The organism is Burkholderia sp. 4NA327C6 (assembly GCF_005502655.1).
Taxonomy (GTDB): Bacteria; Pseudomonadota; Gammaproteobacteria; order Burkholderiales; family Burkholderiaceae; genus Burkholderia; species Burkholderia contaminans.
Genome location: NZ_SCNZ01000005.1, coordinates 47,552 through 68,048, shown reverse-complemented (window position 1 = coordinate 68,048; position 20,497 = coordinate 47,552). Strand labels below are relative to the sequence as shown.

The following is a 20,497-nucleotide window of genomic DNA, read 5'->3' as shown; positions in this document are numbered from 1 at the left end:
TCGAAGCGTTGTTATGCGTGTGGTCCGGCGCGGTGCCGCGCATCGGATCGATGGCGGCGCAGTTCGGCAGTGCGTGAGCGGGGCTTCGCAACAGGCGTGCCAATGGGCGCTCGAGCACGCCCCGCAAAGGCCTGACGCCTAAAGCACCGCCTCGGCAACACGGCGCGTGCACATGCGTTCCAGTCGTTTTGCTGGATTTCCAGCAGCGGCGCCGCGCAGCGCGCGCCGTGCTGCATTTGCGGCATCTCGCTGGAAATCCAGCGCGCCGCATGCGGTGCGATCGCCGCACAGGCCGACAGGACGGCATTGGCACGGTGCTTGCTGTCGACGGAAGCCATGCACCCGTCCACGAGGATCTTCATGAACGCTTTCACGTCCGCCGACACGCCGGCCCGCGCGTCGTCCCCGCTGTCCTCCCGTCCGCCCGCGAGCCGCATCGCCGACGACGCGCATGCGCTTGAAACCGCGCGCCGGCTCGCCGGCGAACTGGCGCGCGACGCGGCGTTGCGCGACCGCGAGCGGCGCCTGCCGTTCGAGGAGCTCGACCTGTTCTCGGGCAGCGGGTTGTGGGGCATCACGGTGCCGCGCGCGTTCGGCGGCGCGGACGTGTCGCTCGCGACGCTCGGCGAAGTCGTGCGGACCATCGCGCAGGCGGACCCGTCGATCGGCCAGTTGCCGAAGAATCACTTCCACGCGCTCGACGTGATCCGGCTGACGGGCGACGACGCGCAGCGCCGCAAGTTCTTCGGCCTCGTGCTCGACGGCGCGCGGATCGGCCATGCGGCGTCCGAGCGCGGGACGAAGAACGCGCTCGAGATCGGCACGCGGCTGTCGCGGCGCGGCGGCCGGCTCGTGCTCGACGGCCAGAAGTTCTATTCGACGGGTGCGCTGTTCGCCGACTGGATCGCGGTGCTCGCGATCGACGACGACGGCCGCTACGTGCAGGCGCTGGTCGAGCGCGACCGGCCGGGGCTCGACATCGTCGACGACTGGAGCGGCTTCGGGCAGCGCACGACGGCGAGCGGCACGCTGACGTTGTCGGGCGTGGAGGTCGACGAGCAGGACGTGGTGTCGATCCAGGCCGCGTTCGAGCGCCCGACGCTCGCGGGCCCGGTGTCGCAGTACCTGCACGCGAATATCGACGTCGGCATCGCGCGCGCGGCGCTGGCCGACACGCTCGACTTCGTGCGCACGCGCAGCCGGCCGTGGGCGGACAGCGGGATCGCGCGCGCGTCCGACGATCCGTACGTGATCCGCGACGTCGCGGACGTGCAGGTTCGCCTGCTCGCGACCGAAGCGCTGCTCGATCGCGCGGCCGCGGCGCTCGACGCGTTGCCGGCCGACCTCGACGACGCGCAGGTCGCGCATGCATCGGTGCAGGTCGCGGCCGCGAAGGTGCTCAGCACCGAGGTCGCGATTCTCGCGACCAACAAGCTGTTCGAACTGTCGGGCACGCGCTCGGTGCTGAGCGAATACAACCTCGACCGTCACTGGCGCAATGCACGCACGCATACGCTGCACGACCCGGTGCGCTGGAAATACCACGCGATCGGCAACTACGTGCTCAACCACGTCAACCCGCCGCGCCACGGCTACCTGTGATGACCGGCACGCTCACCACTCCATCGCCGTTCGCGCCGACGGACCCGGCGCGACGCCGTTATGCGCTCGCCGCCGCGTGGGCCGCGGCCGGGCTCGGCGGCGCAGCGCGGGTGTTCGCGGCGGACGCCGCAGGGGCGCCGGTGCGCGGCGGCACGCTGTCGCTGTTCGCGCAGCCGGAGCCGCCGTCGCTCGTCAACGCGCTGACGCCGCATGTCGCATCGCAATACGTCGGCGGCAAGATCTTCCAGGGGCTGCTCGGCTTCGACCCGCAACTGCGTGCGGTGCCGGTGCTCGCGCGCAGCTGGCGTGTGTCGGCCGACGCGCTGACGTACACGTTCGACCTGCAACCGGGCGTGCGCTGGCATGACGGGCAGCCGTTCGGCGCGCAGGACGTGGTCGTCACGCTGAAGGAAATCGCGCCGCAGGCGCTGCCTCGCACGAAGGTGACGTTCGACAAGTACGTCGCGTCGATCGATGCGAGCGGCCCGCTGCAGGTGACGATCCGCCTGAAGAAGCCGTACGCGGGGCTGATCAACCTGCTCGGCAGCGGGCTGCTGCCGATCCTGCCGGCGCACCTGTACCAGGGCAAGGACCCGCGCGGCAATCCCGCGAACCAGCATCCGGTCGGCACCGGCCCGTTCGTGTTCCGCGAATGGAAGCGCGGCGCGTACATCCGTGTCGCGCGCAACCCGGATTACTGGAAGAAGGGGCTGCCGTATCTCGACGGGATCGTGTTCAACGTCGTACCCGACGCGGCCGCGCGCTCGATCGCGTTCGAGCGCGGGCAGATCCATGCGCTGCGTGCGGGCGACGTCGACTACGCGGACATCGCTCGGCTCGCGAAGCTGCCGGGTGTCGCGATCACGACGCAGGGCTGGGAACTGTTCACCGGCATGGCCTTTCTCGAACTGAACCAGCGCAAGCCGCCGTTCGACAACGTGCTTGTACGCCAGGCGGTGCTGCACGCGCTCGATCGCCAGTTCATCGTCGACCGGATCTTCTTCGGCTACGGCAAGGTCGCGAACGGGCCGTTCGTGTCGTCGTCGCCGTTCTACGATCCGAACGTGCCGCGTTTCGCGTACGACCCGGAGCGGGCGCGCGCGCTGATCCGGCAGTCGGGCGTCGACGTCGGCAAGTTTCCGCTCGTGCTGATCAATGGCGAGAAGGGCGGCGCGTGGGAGCGGGTGGCCGAATACACGCAGCAGGCGCTCGGCCAGGCCGGCTTCCGGCTGCGCGTGCAGACGACCGATGCAGCCGGCTGGTATGCGCGCGTCGCGAACTGGGATTTCGACCTGAGCTACAACTTCCTGTTCCAGAACGCGGACCCGGATTTCGGCGTCGCGCCGCTGTACCGGATCGACGGCATCTCGAAGGGCTCGCCGTTCGGCAACGTCGCCGGCTATCGCAATCCGCAGGCCGACGCGCTGTGGGACGCGGCCGCGCTGGACACCGATCCGGCCGCGCGCCGCGCGCGCTACGCGCAGATCCAGACCACGCTCGCGAACGACGCGGCGATCGCGAACATCTTCGAGATGGTGAACCCGACGGTGTACCGGCGCAACGTCCACAACCTGCTGCGCACGGCCACCAGCGTGAACGACAGCCTCGAGGACACGTGGATCGGATGACGCGATGAACACGGCGCTGCGTTTGACGTCGACGGTGCTCAGGGGCCTTGCGGTCGTGCTGGGCGTGTTGATCGTGAACTTCTTCCTGATCCGGCTCGCGCCGGGCGACCCCGCGTTGATGCTCGCCGGCGACGCGGGCTCGGGCGACGCCGCGTACGTCGAGCGGCTGCGTGCGCAGCTCGGGCTGAGCCGGCCGCTCGTCGAGCAGTTCGCGCTGTATCTGCGTGATCTTGCGCACGTCGATTTCGGCTTCTCGTACCGCAACCAGTTGCCGGTCTTGCAGCTCGTCCTGGACCGCCTTCCCGCGACGCTGCTGCTGATGGCGGCCGCGTTTGCCGTATCGGTCGTCACGGGCGTGACGGCGGGTGCGGTTGCCGCCTATGGCGAGTCGCGCGGCGGCCCATGGATGCGCCGCGTCGCCCGCGCGATCGGCGCGCTCGCGGTGATCGTCTATGCGACGCCGTTGTTCTGGCTGTCGCTGATGAGCGTGATCGTGTTCTCGGTGGTGCTCGGCTGGCTGCCGTCGTTCGGGATGGAAAGCGTCGGCGCCGGCTACACGGGCTGGCGCCGGGCGCTCGACGTGGCCGCGCACCTGGTGCTGCCGGCCGCGACGCTCGGGCTCGTGTACGGCGCGATCTACGTGCAGCTCACGCGCGCCGCGATGCTCGAGGTGATCGAACGCGAGTTCGTCCGCACCGCGCGCGCGAAAGGCGCGTCCGAGCGGCGCGTGATGATTCGCCACGTGCTGCGCAATGCGCTGTTGCCGGTCGTCACGCTGGGCGGGTTGCAGCTCGGGCAACTCGCGGGCGGCGCGCTCGTCACCGAGATCGTGTTCGCATGGCCCGGTCTCGGCGGACTGATGTACGACGCGCTGCTGCAGCGCGACTATCCGGTGCTGCTCGGGCTGCTCGCCGTGGTCGCGGCGCTCGTGGTGCTGTTCAACGCGTTGACCGATCTGCTGTACGGGATCGTCGATCCGCGCATCGACTGGCGGGGGGCGCGATGACGCGCGGCTTCCTGCGCCGTTTCGTGCGCGCGCGCGGTGCGGCGGCCGGCATGCTGTTCCTTGCCGTCGTCGCGCTGGTCGCGTTGAGTGCGCCGCTGTGGCTGCCGTCGCCGTGGCGCATGGCCGGCGAGCCGTTGCTGCGGCCGCTGCAGGCCGGCCATCCGCTCGGCACCGACATGCTCGGGCGGGACGTGCTGGTCGCGCTGCTATGGAGCGCGCGCGTGTCGCTGTTCGTCGGGCTCGCGGCGACCGTCGCGACCTTTGCGCTCGGCGTGTCGATCGGCGCGCTGGCTGGCTGGTGCGGCGGCTCGGTCGACCGGGCGCTGATGGCGGTCACGACGCTGTTCCAGACGGTGCCGCAGTTCGCGGTCGCGGTCACGATCGCGGCCGTGCTCGGTGCGTCGCTCGAATCGACGATCGTCGCGATCGCCGCCGTATCGTGGCCGGCGATCGCGCGGCTCGTGCGCGGCGAATTCATCGGGCTCGCGCAACGGGAGTTCGTGCTCGCCGCACGGCTTGCGGGCGAGTCGCCCGCCGCGCTCGTGCGGCGCCAGATCCTGCCGCACGTCTGGCCGCCGCTGGCGGTGCTGGCCGCGCTGATGGTCGCGACCGCGATCCTCACCGAATCGGCGCTGTCGTTCCTCGGGCTCGGCGATCCGTCGCAGATGAGCTGGGGCTTCATGATCGGCGCGGCGCGCAACGTGGTGCGCGACGCGTGGTGGCTGAGCATCTGGCCGGGGCTCGCGATCGTCGCAACCGCGCTCGCGGTCAACCGGGTCGGCGAAGGGTTGCGCCACGCGTCGGCGCTTGCGGAGCACGGGCGATGAGCGGCGCGCCGCTGTTGTCGATCGAGCGGCTCACGCTCGCGTTGCCGGCCGGCGCGGAACGCCGCGACGCGGTGCGCGACGTGTCGCTGACGCTCGCGCCCGGCGAGGTGCTGTGCGTGGTCGGCGCGTCCGGCTCGGGCAAGTCGCTGCTCGCGGCTGCGATCGCCGGCCTGCTGCCGCGCGGCGTGCGGCACGCGGGCGGGCGCATCGCACTGCGTGGCCGCGACCTCGCGCATTGCAGCGACGCCGAATGGCGCGCGATTCGCGGCCGCGACGTGTCGATGATCTTCCAGGAACCGCTCGCCGCGCTGAATCCGTTGATGACGGTCGGTGCGCAGGTCGATGAAGTGTTGCGCATCCACCGTGTGCTGGGCGGTCGCGGCGACGGTGCGGCGCGCGCCGCGCGCGTGACGGCGCTGTTGCGCGACGTCGGCCTGCCGGAGCCCGAGCGGCTGCGGCATGCGTATCCCGATGTGCTGTCGGGCGGCCAGCGCCAGCGCGTGCTGATCGCGATGGCGCTCGCGCTCGAACCGGCGCTGCTGATCGCGGACGAACCGACCACGGCGCTCGACGTCACCACGCAGGCGCGCATCCTGGCGCTGATCGAGCACGCGGCGCGCACGCGGCGAACCGGCGTGCTGCTGATCACGCACGACTTTGGCGTGGTCGCGCGTGTCGCCGATCGCGTCGTGGTGTTGCGCGACGGCGAACCGGTCGAGAGTGGCCGCGCGGCCGATGTGCTGCGTGCGCCGCGTCATCCCTACACGCGCGCGTTGCTCGATGCGGTGCCGCACGGCCGCGTCGAGCCGCGCATCGTCATTCGCAGCGGCGTGCCGCTGCTGGACGTGAACGGCCTGCACAAGCGTTATGCGTCGCGTCGTGCGTTGCCGTTCCTGCCGGTGCGTGGCCGGAGCGGCGTCGATGCGCTGATCGACGTCGGTTTCACGCTGCATGCCGGCGAGACGCTCGGCATCGTCGGCGAATCGGGTTCGGGGAAGTCGACGCTCGCGCGTGCGCTGGTGCGGCTCGCGCGGGTGGATGCGGGCCGGATCGTGCTGCGCGGCGAGCACGATCTCGTGCGCCTGGCCGACTCCGCGTTGAGACCGCTGCGTCGGGACGTCCAGATGGTGTTCCAGGATCCGTACGCATCGCTGAACACGCGCCAGACGATCGCGCAGATCGTCGCGACCGGCCCGCTCGCGCACGGTGTCGGCCGCCGCGACGCGTATCGGCGGGCGGCCGAGCTGCTCGCGCAGGTCGGCTTGCCGCCGGATGCACTCGACCGGTATCCGCACGAATTCTCCGGCGGGCAGCGACAACGGATCAGCCTCGCCCGCGCGCTGGCGCTCGACCCGTCGATTCTCGTCGCCGACGAAATGGTCTCGGGGCTCGACGTGTCGGTGCAGGCGCAGGTGCTCGATCTGCTCGCGTCGGTGCAGCGGCGCCGCGCGATGGCGATCGTGTTCGTCACGCACGACCTGCGCGTCGCCGCGCAGATCTGCGACCGGATCGCGGTGATGCAGGCGGGGCGGATCGTCGAGCTGGGCGACACCGCGCAGGTGTTCGGCGCTGCGCGCCATCCGTACACGCGCGCGTTGCTCGACGCGATACCGGTATTGCCCGCGCGTGCGGCAGCGAGCGGCACCGCGGACGCAGCCGCGCGTGCTCATCGCATCAACGAGGAACAATCATGACCTCCGTTTCGAACGTCGCGGCCGATGCTTCGGCCGTCGTGGCCGGCGTGCCGGTCGAGGTGCGTGCGGGCCGCACGCTGAGTGTCGCGCATCGCGCCGCGCCGCTCGGCTCGCCGCATGCGGGGACGGTGCTGTTCTTCGCGCACGGCGGCGGCGGCAACAAGAACCAGTGGCGCGCGCAGTGGCGCACGTTCGCCGATGCGGGCTACGAACTCGTCGCATGGGATTTTCTCGGCCACGGCGACAGCCCGCGCCCACCCGCGCGAAGCGGCGCTTATCACGGCGACGAAACGCTGCTCGACTATCTCGCGCTGTTCGACCGATACAAGGGCGCGCACAACGTGCTCGTCGCGCATTCGCTCGGCACGGGCAGCACGCTCGCGTTGCTCGATCGGCTCGCGGTGCTCGGGCGGCTGCATGAAGCAAGCGGCGCGCTGCTGCTCGGCACGCAGCTCGCGCGCCCGGTGACCCGGCCACCGGCATTGCCGGGCTGGCTGCTCGAATGGATCAAGCCGGTGTTCGCACGGCGGTTTCGGCGGCTCGCATGGCATCCGCAAGCCGATCCGGCACTGGTCGCGTACGAGTCGCGCGTGGCGCGCCGCAACCGGATGACGACGTTCCAGGCCGTGCTGCGCGACGCGCCGTGGCCCGACGCGGCGCGGCTGGCCGCGCTCGACTTGCCGGTCGCCGTGCTGGCCGGCGATGCCGATGGGCTGACGCCGCCGGCCGGCGGGCGTGCGCTGGCCGATGCGCTGCCGAATGCGACGTTCGACGTGCTGGCCGCCTGCGGACATCAGTTGATGCTCGAGCGGCCCGATCAGGTCGGCGCCGCATTGCGTGCGCTGCTCGAGCGCGCCGTTCAGCCGGCGCCGTCGGCGTGAGCGTCGATGTATGCGTCGGCCGATGGATCATGTCAAACCGGCCAGGGGTTCGAATAACGGTGGAAGAGGAGGCGTTTGATGTCTGAAGTCGAAGTTTCGTTGGATCGGCAGGACCGGCTCGTCTATGTGTCGGCCCGGGACCCGCTCGCGCAGCCGCTGTTCGACGAGCTCGCGTACGAGTACAGCAGCCGTTACGCGGCTTATATCCCCGAGGAGGAACTCGCCAGGGAGCTCGTGCGCTATCCGGTCGAAGCTTTCGCGCCGCCTCATGGCGCGTTCCTGCTGCTGTTGCGCGAGGGCCGGGCCATCGCGGGCGGTGCGTTCATGCGTCATCACACGCCGGCCACCGCGGAGTTCAAGCGCATCTGGGTCAGCCGCGCGCATCGGCGTCAGGGGTTGGCGCGGCGCGTACTGGCCGAGCTGGAAGCGCAGGCTGGCCGGCAAGGCTACACGCGCGTGCATCTGGGAACCGGGCCGCGGCAGCCCGAAGCGGTCGGCCTTTACCGGTCCTCCGGCTATACGCTGCTGTCGTCGCACGATTTCGGCGAGGATGCGCCGCCCGGCGTGTTGTTCGAGAAATATCTGCTGCCGGTTCAGCCGGTGCATACCGGCAACGTGGAATGAGTCGATGACGCCGGACGAGCCGCACGCTTGCGTGCACACCGAGCTTGCAGATGCCGTTGCCCGCGCGCGACCGTCCGGCCGGTTCGGCTGGCTCGTGCGACGGCTCGATGCGCGCGGTGCTTCGCACGACACCCGTGCCGACATCGTGCTGGGCATCTGCGTCGCGATGGGCTTCACCACGCTTCTCGATCAGGCGATCTTCACGCTTGCGGTGCCGGCGCTCAGGAGCGGACTGCGCGCGTCGACAGCGGAAATACAGCTGATCACGTCGGTTTATTCCATCGCGTTCGGTATCGCGCTCGTCCCGGCCGGCCGGCTGGGCGACGTGATCGGTCGCCGCCTGCTGTTTCTGGCCGGGCTCGCGATGTTTACCGGTTTCAGCGTACTGGGCGGATTGGCGGACGATGCGCGAACGGTGATCGCCGCACGCGTGCTGCAAGGGCTCGGCGCGGGGATGATCAATACGCAGATATTCGGCTTGATCCAGGACTTGTTCACCGGCACGGCGCAAGCCAGGGCGCTCGGGCGATACGCGATGGCCGGCGGCTTGTCGGCGCTCGTCGGCCCGCTTCTCGGTGGGCTGGTTCTTGCATCGGTTCCGACGGACATCGGCTGGCGGCTGCTGTTCCTCGTCAATGCCCCGTTCGGCGTTGCCGTCTTCTGCGTGGCGCTTCGGTATTTGCCGCGCCACCGGCCGTCGGCTCGCCGGTTTTCGATCGACCTGATCGGGTTGATTCTTTTGTCCGCGATCACGCTTGCGCTCATGCTCGCCACGTTGGTCGGGAGTGCCGCGATGCCGTCGCGGCGCGTGTGCCTCGCGGTCGCGTTGGCCGGGCTGCCGTTGTTTCTCGCGTGGGAAGCCGCGTATCAGCGTCGCGGCGGCACACCGATCCTGTCGCGCAGTCTGGTCGGCTCGCGCGGCTATGTGCTCGGTACGATCGTCGCGATGTGCCAGTTCGCAGCGGGCGTTACGCTCGGGATGGTCAGTGCGTTGTTCTTTCTCGACGGCTTGCATGTCGACCCGCTGCTCTATGCGGCGCTGTCGATTCCTGCCGCGCTGGCATCGACCGCATCGGCGATGTGGAGCTGGCGTTTCGTCCGGCGTTTCGGCCGCGGCGGAACCGTGTTCGCGATAGCGTGTCATGCGCTTGCCGTGGCCGCGCAAGGTTGCGCGGCCGAATTCTTCGAGATTCGCTGGATCGTACTCACGTATCCCGCGATCGTGTTGCTGCAGGGCGTCGCCGGCGGCCTGATTCATGCGCCGAATCAGGCGATGACGCTCGCGCAGATCGGCCAGGATGAGGGGCGTGGGCTGGCTGCAGGGTTTCTGCAGTTATCGCAGCGGCTTGCGTGCTCGATCGGCATGTCGTGGGGAACGGGGGTGTTCCTGGTGCAGGCATCGTCTTCTGCCGGTTTGACGGCATACCGCGATGCATTCGTCGAAGTGCTGATGCCGATCTTGCTGTTGGTCGCCGGTGCGTTCGTGGCGGCATGCACGGACTGGGCAAGCAGGCGAGCACAGTGCCCGACGACGTGACCGGCAGACGATCCATGCCTTTGTTGCATTCCGACCTTTACGATATGTCATCCTGATTATGTGTATCTGTGTGCATAACGATTTCAAAAATGCTTGGTTTGCGCATGAATGGTTAACGCGCACTATTGGGCCTCGCGACACAGGAAATTAACCGTGTCGAACAAATCGATCCAATCCGGCAAATCAGAGGCAGATGACTCGAAGCATCTGGCGTATCAGTGACAGACGAAGTAATCGACACATCCCCGCTTGATCCGCTCGCGCTGCCCATGTTCGACGAGTTGTCGGTCGAGTATTCCACGCGATATCAGGACTTTCGCTCGGTGCCCGCGGAAGTCGTGCGTGATGAACTCCTGGCGTATCCGGCCGCACTGTTTGCACCGCCCGACGGCGCCTTCGTGCTGATTCGCCGGGGTGACGAAGTCGTGGGCGGCGGCGCATTCCAGCGCTACGACGCAACCACCGCCGAGCTCAAGCGCATCTGGGCGCATTCCGGCGTGCGTCGCCAGGGCGTTGCGCGCCGCGTGGTGGCCGAACTGGAACTCCGTGCGTTACAGCAAGGCTACCGGCGCGTCTATCTCACGACCGGATTTCGTCAACCGGAGGCCTCCGCGCTCTATGCCGGCACCGGCTATGTACCGCTATACGACCCGGCGATCGCACCGGAAGTGCATTGGCGGCTGCCGTTCGCCAAGGATCTGCTCGAGCCTGGCCGTACCGATCGTTTGCAGGATTTGAAGCCGGACCGGCCGTTGGGTCGGCCGTTCGGCGCATGACGGATGAATACTTCTACGGGATATCGAAACATGAATCGTCGTCGCGGAATCAGCCTGGCAGTGTCCGGTGCGCTTGCCCTCGTCGTCATGGGGGTGGCCGGCCTCGCACAGTCGGCGCCATCGTTGAATCTGAGCCCCGATCAGCAAGATCGCCCGCGCGGCACGCCGGACGCCGCGGCCATCAAGCTGATTCCGGAGAACTTCCGCTTCGTCGAGAAGGGTGTGCTGACGGTCGGGATCTCGGTGAGTGTTCCGCCGATCAGTGTGTATGCCACGGATGCGAAAACGATCGTCGGGGCCGATCCGGATCTCGCGCAACTGGTGGCGGACGAACTCGGCCTGAAGCTCAAGCTCGTGCCGCTCGCGTGGGCGGACTGGCCGCTCGCCGTCGCGTCGGGGAAAGTCGACGCGGTACTGTCGAACGTGACCGTGACCGAGGCGCGCAAGCAGAAGTTCGACTTCTCGACCTATCGACGCGACGTGCTCGGCTTCTACGTCGAGCAGAACAGCGCGATCAAGCAGATTCGCGAGCCGAAGGATATCGCCGGACTGCGGGTCATCGGTGACTCGGGCACCAACCAGGAAAAAATCCTGTTGGCATGGGACAAGGAAAACGTCGCACACGGGCTGAAGCCGATTCACGTGCTGTATTACGAGGATCCCTCCGTGCGCACGCTGGCGCTGGCATCGGGACGCGCCGACGCGATTTTCAGCGTCAATGCGGTGTTGGCTTACCAGGTGAGCCAGGGTGCGAAGATCAGGCAGGTCGGCGCGGTAAGCGGCGGGTGGCCTCGCACGGCAGAGCTCGCTGTCACGACTCGCAAGGATAGCGGGCTCGCGGCGCCCATTACCTATGCGATCAACGACCTCATTCAGAACGGCAAATATCGCCAGGTACTGAGCCGATGGAATCTCGACAGCGAGGCGATCACCAAGGCCTCGACCAATCCTCCGGGGCTTCCCGATCTCTGATTCGGTCTTGAGCGGATGAAGAAGGGCCGCCGCTGAGAATGGCGTTTTATAAATCATATGTACTACTACTGAAAGGCAGCTTGCTACGTGCCTTCAATCGACAAGGGGCAGAGAAATCATGCAGCACAAACGGGGCGAAGGGGTTTCGCCGAAGACGCGCAGGACGGTGATATCGGTGGCGGTGGCGGCTGGCGTTTTTCATGGCGCGGCCTGGGCGCAGGAAGCGGGAGCGGGGGACGCAGCGGCAGCGGTCGCGACACCGGCGAGTAGCGCGGTCGCACCGGCATCGTCGGCTTCGGCCGCGCCGGACGGCAAGGTACAGGTTCAGGACCGGGTCGTGATCACCGGTTCGCGCACCGAGACGCGCGCGAGCAAGAGCCTGACGCCGATCGACGTGATCGGCGGCGATCAGTTGCGCGCGACGGGGCAGACCAACCTGCGCGATGCGTTGGTGAAACTGTCGCCGTCGATCACGCGGACGTCGTACTCGGGCGATACCGGCGTATTGACCGACACGCTGTCGCTGCATGGCCTGACACCCGACCACGTGCTCGTGCTGGTGAATGGCAAGCGCCGCCACACGACGGCCAACATCACGCTCGACCCGGGACTGAACCAGGGCTCGACCGGCGTGGATATCGATACCATTCCGGTGGGCCTGATCGACCATATCGAAGTGCTGCGTGACGGTGCTTCCGCGCAGTACGGCTCCGACGCGATCGCGGGCGTGATCAACATCATCCTGAAGCGCAACACGCACGGCGGCGAACTCGCGACGACCAACGGACAGACGTATTCGGGCGACGGCTTCAAGACCAGCGAATCCGCGACGATCGGCCTGAACATCGCCGACAAGGGTTTCCTCGATCTGAGCGCCGGATTCGACCGGCAGAACCATACGATCCGCACGGGGCCCGACGACTATTTCGGGCGGTTTCCGCAGGGGCAGGGCTATTACAACCCGATCCTCGGCGACCCGTCCAGCTCGCGCGAGACGGTCGGCTTCAACGCCGGCTACTACCTCGGCGACGACGTCGAGCTCTACGGGTTCGGCACCTATGCGCATCGCAACGGCGACGCGTACCAGAACTATCGTCCACCGTCGGTCCTGCCGCAGGTCTACCCGAACGGGTTCGTGCCGGTCGAAACGATCAACGAGAACGATTACTCGGTGACGGCCGGTGTGAAGGGCAAGAACCTGTTCGGCTGGGCATGGGATCTGAGCACGACCTATGGCGGCGACTACAGCGTGTTCGGGATGCGCAATTCCGCCAACACGGGGTTGTACGCGGCAACGGGATCAACGCCGACCACCTTCCATCTGTCGACCGTCAGCAACACCCAGTTGACGAACAACCTCGACCTGTCGCGGGCATTCAATGTCCCGCTGCTGCCCGCACCGCTGAATGTCGCCGTGGGCGTCGAGCAGCGTCGCGAAACCTATACGATCCGCAATGGCGAGCAGGCATCGTGGATCGATGGCGGGTCGGCTGCGTTGCCGGGCCTGGCGCCGGTCAGCGCGAGCGACATCTCGCGCAACGTGATCGGCACGTACGTCGATCTGTCGACGTACCTGACGCCGAAATGGCAGGTGAACCTGGCGGGCCGTTACGAGCACTACAACGACGTCGGCGACACGACCAACGGCAAGGTTTCCACCCGCTACCAGTTCTCGCCGGCCATCGCGGTTCGCGGCAGCGTGAGTTCGGGCTTTCGTGCGCCGTCGCTGGCCCAGGAGTCCTATACCAGCGTGACGACGTCGCCGGCCTCCGTGGGCGGCATCCTGGCAACGACGTCGCCCGGCGCGCGCCTGATCGGCGCGCAGGCGCTGAAGCCCGAGCAGTCGACCAGCTACAACTTCGGATTGGTGCTCAATCCCGTTCGCAACCTGCAGCTGACGATCGACGCGTACCAGATCAATATCCGCAACCGGATCGTTCTTGGCGGAACCGCGTCGGGCGCCGCGGCCATCGCCGCGCTCGAAGGGGCGGGCCTGAGCGTGCCGGGCTCGGTGCCGGCATCGGCGGTCAGCGCAAGTTACTTCACCAACGGCGCGAACACGCGCACGCGCGGGATCGACCTCGCGGGCACCTATCACACCGGGTTCGGTCGCTACGGCCAGGTGGACTGGGATTTCGGCGTGAACCTGAATACGACGTCGGTCACGCACGTGGCGAACGGATCGAACGGGAAGCCGTCGCTGAACGGACAGCAGATCGCGTCGCTGTCCACGACGACACCGAAGAACAAGATCATCATCGGCGGCACCTGGCGTCTCGACAAGTGGGCGGTCACGCTGCATGAAACGCGCTACGGGAAGACCTCGGGCGAGGGGACGTACTTCGTCGGCCCGAACGCATTCTCGACGTCGCAGTTCGTTCACTACGAGGAAGCCGCGCGGTACGTGACCGACCTGGAAGTGCGCTACGACGTGACCAAGCAGTTCCAGATCGCGGCGGGCGCGCAAAACCTGTTCGACGTTCGCCCGAGCAAGCTGCCTTTCGAGACGCAACTGGAAGGTATTCAGTACAGCGGCGGCAGCACGATCGGCGTCAACGGCGGATTTTATTATCTGCGCGCGCGCTATCTGTTCTGATCGAACGACCATATCCATAGCAGAAATGACCGTAACGGGACGTTGATCCGTTATCGATAATAACTGGTCTGCCCGGTGTTTTCCGCTGTATCGGCACCCGCCGGACGCCGCTTCGTGCCGGCGGGTCAGCCGTTCTAAAAGGTTGAGCTTCATGTCTTATTCCCTTTCGATTCTCGACAAAAGCCCGATTGCAGAAGGGGCGAGCGCGCACGACGCACTGAATTTCACGATCGCGCTCGCGAAGCGTGCCGAAGCGCTCGGCTACAAGCGCTACTGGATCGCGGAACACCACGGCGCGCCCGGGCTCGCGAGCTCGGCACCGGAAATCGTCGTGTCGCATCTGCTCGCGCACACGTCCCGAATTCGCGTCGGATCGGGCGGCGTGATGCTTCAACATTACAGCCCTTACAAGGTCGCCGAATCGTTTCGCGTGCTGGCGTCCATCGCGCCCGGCCGCGTCGACCTCGGCGTGGGCAAGGCGCCCGGCGGGCTGCCGCTCTCCACGCGCGCATTGCAGTGGTTTCACGACAAGTCGAAGAAGCCGGATTTCGCCGGACAACTCGCCGAGCTCGATGCGTTTCTCGGTGACGGCGTCGCGCCGGATCATCCGCTGGCCGGCGCGCTCGCGCTGCCTTCTCCTGCGGAGCCGCCGCAGCGGATCCTGCTGGGTGGCAGCCCGGAAAGCGCCGAACTGGCCGCGCGGCACGGCTGGCAGTTCTGCTACGCGGGCCACTTCAACGGCGACGTTGCCAATATCGAGCGGTCGATCGACGTCTATCGCGACGCGACGGGCCGCGTGCCGCTGCTCGCACTGTTCGCGGTCGCCGCGGAGTCGTCCGAAGACGCGAAACGTCAGGTCGGCGCGCTGAGAATCTTCAAGCTGCGTTTCGGAGACGGGCAGAGCGTCAACCTGCCAAGCGCGGAGGCGGCGGCCGATTTCGCGCGCCAGATCGGCGTGACCGACTACCGGATCGACGAACTGCATCCGCAGGTGCTGGCCGGCACCGCGCAAGAAGTGCACCGGGAACTGGATGCGCTGCACGAGCGTTTCGGGATCGACGAGTTCGTGATCGACAACCCGGTGACGGACCCGGCGAAACGTCTTGCATCGGTCGAAGCGCTGGCACGCGTCGAGCAGCCGATCGTCGTCTGACTGCGATTCGCGCCTTTTCCATTCCTCGCATGTGGATCTGAACATGACCCAACGTAACCTGACATTCGGACTGATCCTTCACGGCGCCGGCGGCCACATGAATTCGTGGAAGCATCCGGCCGGCCCGGCGGACGCAAGCGTCAATATCGATTTCGTCACCGGCATCGCGCAGAAGGCCGAAGCGAACGGCGTGGCCTTCGTGTTCGTCGCGGACGGCCTCTACATCAACGAGAAGTCGATCCCGCATTTCCTGAACCGCTTCGAGCCGATCTCGATCCTGTCCGCGCTTGCGACGGCGACTTCGAAGATCGGGCTCGCCGGCACGCTGTCCACGTCGTACAGCCATCCGTTCACGGTGGCCCGCCAGTTCGCATCGCTCGACCTGATCAGCGGCGGGCGTGCCGGATGGAACGTCGTGACGTCGCCGCTCGAGGGTTCGGCGAAGAACTACGGCGGCGAACATCCGGATCATGCGCTGCGTTACGAGATCGCCGATGAATATCTGGAAACGGTGCAAGGCCTGTGGGACAGCTGGGACGATGATGCCTTCGTGCGCGACCGCGCAAACGGCCGCTTCTTCGATCGCGAAAAACTGCACACGCTGAACCACAAGGGCCGCTTTTTCGAGGTCGCCGGGCCGCTCAACATCCAGCGCTCGCCGCAGGGGCAACCGGTGATTTTCCAGGCCGGCTCGTCGGATGCGGGCATCGGGCTGGCCGGCAAGTATGCCGATGCGGTGTTCACGCACGCGCCGTCGCTGGACGAGACGCGCGAATTTGCCGAGCGCGTGCGCGACAGCGCGGTGGCGCACGGCCGGGCGCGCAGCGACGTGAAGATCTTCCCCGGCATCGGGCCGATCGTCGGCGCGACGCGCGAGGAAGCCGACGCGAAATACCGCGCGATTCGCGACCTGCTGACGATCGACGAGGCGTTGGCCTACCTCGGCCGCTTTTTCGAGCATCACGACTTTTCGCAGTATCCGCTCGATGCGCCGTTTCCCGAACTGGGCGAACTCGGCAGGAACAGTTTCCGCTCCACGACCGATCGCATCAAGGAAGAGGCCCGGAAAAACGGCTCGACGCTCAGGGAGGTCGCGCTTGAAGTCGCCACGCCGAAACCGGGGTTCATCGGCACCGGCGAGGACGTCGCGGACGAACTGATCCGCTGGTTCGATGCAGGCGCGGCTGACGGCTTCATCCTCGGCTTCCAGGTGCAGAAGGAAGGGCTCGACGATTTCGTCCGTTACGTGATTCCCGCACTCGAAGCGCGAGGCCGCTACGACCGCGCGTTACCGGGTGCCACGCTGCGCGACCATCTCGGCTTGCCGCGTCGCGCGAGCCGCTACGCAACCGCAGAGACCGCGTGATGAACGACCTCTCCCGGCTTGCCGGCCGCGCACCGTTCGTGCCCGACACCGCGGCGCCGGCGGGCCCCGACTACGCGGATTACCGCGTCGTTCCCGCCCGCTATCCGGCGAGAACGGCCGGCACCGTCGCGGCGATCGTGCTGATCGCGGCCGTCCTCTATTCGGTGCTCGGCAATCCGCGCTGGGGCTGGAACGTCTTTGCCCACTGGTTTTTCTCGGAAGCCGTGCTCGCGGGTCTCGGGCAGACGCTGCTGTTGACGGCCCTCGGTGCGGTGCTCGGCTTCGCGCTGGCGATTCCGCTCGCGCTCGCGCGGCTCTCGCGTTCGCCGCTGCTCTCGTCGTGCTCATGGGCGTACATCTGGCTGTTCCGCTCGATTCCAGCCATCGTCCTGGTGCTGTTGCTGAACAATCTCGGCTACCTGTACGACACGGTCAGGCTGGGTATCCCGTTCACGGACATCGTGTTCCTGCACGGCCCGACCACGGATCTGATCACGCCGTTCATGGCGGCCGTTCTCGGGCTCACGCTGACGCAGGCCGCGTTTGCGGCAGAGGCGATCCGCGGCGGCATCCTGTCGGTCGATCACGGGCAACGCGAAGCCGCGGCTGCGCTCGGCCTGCCGCGCGCGCGACAGACCTGGCGCATCGTGTTGCCTCAGGCGATGCGCGCGATCCTGCCTGCCGCGTTCAACGACGTGATCGGCCTCGCGAAGGGCACCGCGGTCGTCTATATCCTCGCGATGCCGGATCTGTTCTACACGGTGCAGATCATTTACCACCGCAACCTCGAAGTGATCCCGATGCTGATGGTCGCGACCGTCTGGTATCTGGTGATCCTGACCGTGCTGTCGGCGATCCAGGTGCATATCGAGCGCCACTATGCGCGCGGTGCGACGCGTGACGCGGTCGCCGTGCCGGGCCTCTTCGCAATCCTGCGCAAAAGCCGTCTTGCGGTCGAGGCATTGCTGCTCCGTAGCTCGGTGGCTCACACCCGGCCTGACGCTGCTGCCGCGCCGAGTGCGGAGACGGCCGGCTGGGCGAAGCAGCGCATCGGCGCGGCGGTCGGCATTCACCGCGTATCGAAGAGCTTCGGATTGTTGAAGGTGCTCGACAACGTGTCGCTGGCGATCCCGTCCGGGAGCGTGACGGTCGTGCTCGGGCAGTCGGGATCAGGCAAGTCGACGTTGTTGCGCACGATCAACCATCTGGAGCGCGTGGACGAGGGGTTCATCGACATCGACGGCGAACTGGTCGGTTATCGCCGCGACGGGCGCACGTTGTACGAGCTCAAGGAAAAGGACATCCTGCGCCGCCGCGCCGAAGTCGGCATGGTGTTCCAGAGCTTCAACCTGTTCCCGCATCTGACCGTGCTCGAGAACATCGTCGAGGCGCCGGTGGCGGCCGGCCTGCCGCGCGTGCAGGCGGAAGCGGAAGCACGCGCGCTGCTCGCTCGGGTGGGCCTGGCCGGCAAGGCCGACGCGTGGCCGCGTCAGTTGTCCGGCGGCCAGCAGCAGCGCGTCGCGATTGCGCGCGCGCTTGCGCTGAAGCCCAAGGTGTTGCTGTTCGACGAGCCGACTTCCGCGCTCGATCCGGAACTCGTGAACGAAGTGCTCGACGTGATTCGTCAGCTTGCCCGATCCGGGACCACGCTGATCATCGTGACGCACGAGATCGGTTTCGCGCGGGAAGTGGCGGACACGATCGTTTTCATGGATGGCGGGCGCGTCGTGGAGTCGGGGCCGCCGTCGGCGGTGCTGACGGCCCCGGCGCATCCGCGCACGCGCGAGTTCCTGTCGAAGGTGTTGTCGTAGTGGGGCTGCGCATGGCCGCATGTTCCGCCGGGCGTATCGCGTGGGCGACAGGGGCCGCGACCACCGCAAATGACGAAGGATGAAAAAGGTGAGCAACGTACGCATTGATCATATTGCGTTCCTGACGCCGGGCAATTATCCCGGCGAGGACGCGCGTGCGGGATTCGAGCGGACGCTCGAACTGTTCCGCGTGGGCGAGGCGCTGGGTTACGACAGCGCGTGGGTTCGGCAGCGCCATCTCGAGCGTGCCGTATCGTCGGCAGCCACGTTTCTCGCGGCGGCGAGCCAGCGGACGACCCGGATCGGGCTCGGCGCGGCGGTGATCCAGATGGGCTACGAGAATCCGTTCCGGCTGGCCGAGGATCTCGCGACCGTGGACGTGTTGTCGCGCGGTCGGCTCAATGTCGGGCTCAGCGCGGGCGCGCCGAATCACGGCGCGCTGCTCGGCGAGCGCCTGTTCGATACCGATCCGGATCTGGTCGATTTCTCGCATGCGCGTGTGGCGCGCCTGCGCCGCAATCTCGCCGGCGACTGGCTCGGCGACGACGACACGTTCGTGGAGTCGGCCGCGGGCAAGGTGCGGCCGCGCGTGAGCCCTTATGCGCCCGGATTGACGGGCCGGCTCTGGTATGGAGGCGGTTCGAGGCGCTCGATCGAGTGGGCTGCCAAAAACGGCTTCAACCTGCTGATCGGCAATCTGACGACGGGCGAGGGGACGGACAGTTACGTCGACGCCCAACTCCGGCAACTCGAGCTGTACCGCGCTCATTGGAACGAAGCCGTCGCTCCGCGCATCGCGCTGGGGCGCGTGATCGTGCCGACCGACGGTGCGAATGCTCGCGAGCGCGAACGCTATCGCGCATTCGCCGAAGGCCGCCATGCGCGCACGCTTGCGCCGCAGGGCGAGCGGCGCACGCTGTTCGCGCCGGATCTCGTGGGTACTTCGGACGAGATCGTCGAGCAGTTGCTTGCCGACCCGGTGGTCGGACAGGTGCATGAGTTGCGCCTCGAATTGCCTTACGACCTGCCGTTCGAGAATTACCGGCAGATCCTGGAGGACTTCATCACGCGTATCGCTCCCGCACTCGGCTGGCAGCCGGTTGGCGGGAGAGCGTCCGCAGCGGCCTGAGGTGCTCGACATGACCTTCCATCGAATGCCGCCCGTGATCGGAGCCGGCGATGCGCCGGATGCTGCCGGGCACGTCGTGCGAGCCCGGCGCGTACGCATACCGCGTGACGCACGGCGAGCGGGCGGCGACGCACCTTCGACCTCGTTGCAACTGGACCGAACATGACAACCGCTTCTCAATCACAGCTCGCGACAATCGGCCGCCCGCGCCGCTTCGGCAACAAGCAGACTCATCCGGTGCGCCGCTTCGGCGGCATCGCGATTGCGATCGTCCTGCATCTCGTGCTGGTCTGGGCGCTCGTGAACGGGCTCGCCACCCGGGTCGTCCAGATCGTCCAGCAACCGATCGAAACGCGAATCATCGTGCCGGTGAAGCCGCCTCCGCCACCCCCTCCGCCGAAGCCGGTCGAGAAGGTCGTGTCGAAGCCGCGGGTGGCGCCACCGCCGCCGCCGTTCGTGCCGCCGCCCGAGGTGCGCGTGCAGGCGCCGCCGCAGCCGACCATCACGCACCAGGACGTGCCGGCGCCGAGCGCTCCCGTGCACGAGGCGCCGCCCGCGCCGGCACCGGTGCCGGTCGCGAAGCCGGTGAACCGCGAGATCGGCGTGGTCTGCCCGAATTCGGACGAAGTCCGGTCGTCGATCGTCTACCCGTCGGAGGCGCAGGACAACAACATCACGGGCGATGTCACGGTCGAATTCACGGTGGACCCGGACGGCCGCGTCACGAACCTGCGGGTCGCGCAGCCGGCCGACCCGGTGCTCAATCGTGCGGCGCTCAACGCGGTCAAGCGGTTTCACTGCATTGCGCAGGGGGAGCCCGTGCGCGTGCGCGTACCGTTTTCCTTCAACCTGAATTGACGCTGGCCACGGCAAGCCGTTCGAGCGGGCCGGTTTT

Annotated in this window: 17 protein-coding genes; 16 read left to right on the top strand and 1 reads right to left on the bottom strand. The window is 67.4% G+C overall.

The window, feature by feature from the left end:
• Window positions 1–11: 11 nt before the first annotated feature.
• Entirely contained in the window at window positions 12–362 is a 351-nt protein-coding gene (locus FFS49_RS06900) for a hypothetical protein (RefSeq protein ID WP_137909722.1), read from the bottom strand.
• On the opposite strand from FFS49_RS06900, the gene FFS49_RS06895 reads away from it, so the two are divergent.
• The 16 genes from FFS49_RS06895 (at window position 361) to FFS49_RS06820 (ending at window position 20,460) form a co-directional block, all read left to right on the top strand.
• Window positions 361–1,602: an SfnB family sulfur acquisition oxidoreductase gene (locus FFS49_RS06895; protein ID WP_105817023.1), complete on the top strand. Its 1,242-nt coding sequence runs from the start codon at window positions 361–363 to the stop codon at window positions 1,600–1,602. The two genes, FFS49_RS06900 and FFS49_RS06895, sit on opposite strands and share 2 nt — an antisense overlap.
• Window positions 1,602–3,230, top strand: coding sequence for an ABC transporter substrate-binding protein (locus FFS49_RS06890; protein ID WP_223274278.1), 1,629 nt, complete (start codon window positions 1,602–1,604; stop codon window positions 3,228–3,230). Before FFS49_RS06895 ends, FFS49_RS06890 begins: the two co-directional genes overlap by 1 nt.
• Window positions 3,231–3,234: 4 nt before the next feature.
• Window positions 3,235–4,236 carry an ABC transporter permease gene (locus tag FFS49_RS06885; RefSeq protein ID WP_105817022.1) on the top strand — a complete coding sequence of 334 codons (1,002 nt, stop codon included), beginning with the start codon at window positions 3,235–3,237 and terminating at the stop codon, window positions 4,234–4,236.
• Window positions 4,233–5,063, top strand: a complete 831-nt coding sequence (locus FFS49_RS06880; RefSeq protein WP_039371818.1) for an ABC transporter permease — start codon at window positions 4,233–4,235, stop codon at window positions 5,061–5,063. Before FFS49_RS06885 ends, FFS49_RS06880 begins: the two co-directional genes overlap by 4 nt.
• Window positions 5,060–6,757 (top strand): ABC transporter ATP-binding protein, encoded by a 1,698-nt coding sequence (locus tag FFS49_RS06875; protein ID WP_105817021.1) that lies wholly within the window; start codon window positions 5,060–5,062, stop codon window positions 6,755–6,757. The genes FFS49_RS06880 and FFS49_RS06875 overlap by 4 nt, the downstream gene beginning before the upstream one ends.
• Window positions 6,754–7,638 (top strand): alpha/beta fold hydrolase, encoded by an 885-nt coding sequence (locus FFS49_RS06870; RefSeq protein ID WP_105817020.1) that lies wholly within the window; start codon window positions 6,754–6,756, stop codon window positions 7,636–7,638. Before FFS49_RS06875 ends, FFS49_RS06870 begins: the two co-directional genes overlap by 4 nt.
• 78 nt (window positions 7,639–7,716) lie before the next feature.
• Complete coding sequence (locus tag FFS49_RS06865) at window positions 7,717–8,262, top strand: GNAT family N-acetyltransferase (RefSeq protein ID WP_105817019.1); 546 nt, start codon at window positions 7,717–7,719, stop codon at window positions 8,260–8,262.
• 4 nt (window positions 8,263–8,266) lie between these two features.
• Window positions 8,267–9,799 carry an MFS transporter gene (locus tag FFS49_RS06860; RefSeq protein WP_105817018.1) on the top strand — a complete coding sequence of 511 codons (1,533 nt, stop codon included), beginning with the start codon at window positions 8,267–8,269 and terminating at the stop codon, window positions 9,797–9,799.
• Window positions 9,800–10,017: 218 nt separating this feature from the next.
• Window positions 10,018–10,575, top strand: a complete 558-nt coding sequence (locus FFS49_RS06855) for a GNAT family N-acetyltransferase (RefSeq protein WP_171026730.1) — start codon at window positions 10,018–10,020, stop codon at window positions 10,573–10,575.
• Between the two features lie 30 nt (window positions 10,576–10,605).
• A complete protein-coding gene (locus FFS49_RS06850) occupies window positions 10,606–11,547 on the top strand; it encodes an ABC transporter substrate-binding protein (RefSeq protein ID WP_105817016.1) in 942 nt (313 codons plus the stop codon).
• A 118-nt stretch (window positions 11,548–11,665) separates the two neighbouring features.
• Window positions 11,666–14,143 (top strand): TonB-dependent receptor, encoded by a 2,478-nt coding sequence (locus tag FFS49_RS06845; protein ID WP_039371802.1) that lies wholly within the window; start codon window positions 11,666–11,668, stop codon window positions 14,141–14,143.
• Window positions 14,144–14,294: 151 nt separating this feature from the next.
• Window positions 14,295–15,296: an LLM class flavin-dependent oxidoreductase gene (locus FFS49_RS06840; RefSeq protein WP_105817015.1), complete on the top strand. Its 1,002-nt coding sequence runs from the start codon at window positions 14,295–14,297 to the stop codon at window positions 15,294–15,296.
• Window positions 15,297–15,339: 43 nt separating this feature from the next.
• Window positions 15,340–16,662, top strand: a complete 1,323-nt coding sequence (locus tag FFS49_RS06835; RefSeq protein WP_039372021.1) for an LLM class flavin-dependent oxidoreductase — start codon at window positions 15,340–15,342, stop codon at window positions 16,660–16,662.
• Window positions 16,662–18,473 carry an amino acid ABC transporter permease/ATP-binding protein gene (locus FFS49_RS42900; protein ID WP_105817014.1) on the top strand — a complete coding sequence of 604 codons (1,812 nt, stop codon included), beginning with the start codon at window positions 16,662–16,664 and terminating at the stop codon, window positions 18,471–18,473. The genes FFS49_RS06835 and FFS49_RS42900 overlap by 1 nt, the downstream gene beginning before the upstream one ends.
• Before the next feature lie 88 nt (window positions 18,474–18,561).
• Entirely contained in the window at window positions 18,562–19,602 is a 1,041-nt protein-coding gene (locus tag FFS49_RS06825) for an LLM class flavin-dependent oxidoreductase (protein WP_105817154.1), read from the top strand.
• Between the two features lie 162 nt (window positions 19,603–19,764).
• Window positions 19,765–20,460, top strand: coding sequence for an energy transducer TonB (locus tag FFS49_RS06820; RefSeq protein ID WP_039371796.1), 696 nt, complete (start codon window positions 19,765–19,767; stop codon window positions 20,458–20,460).
• Window positions 20,461–20,497 lie beyond the last annotated feature (37 nt).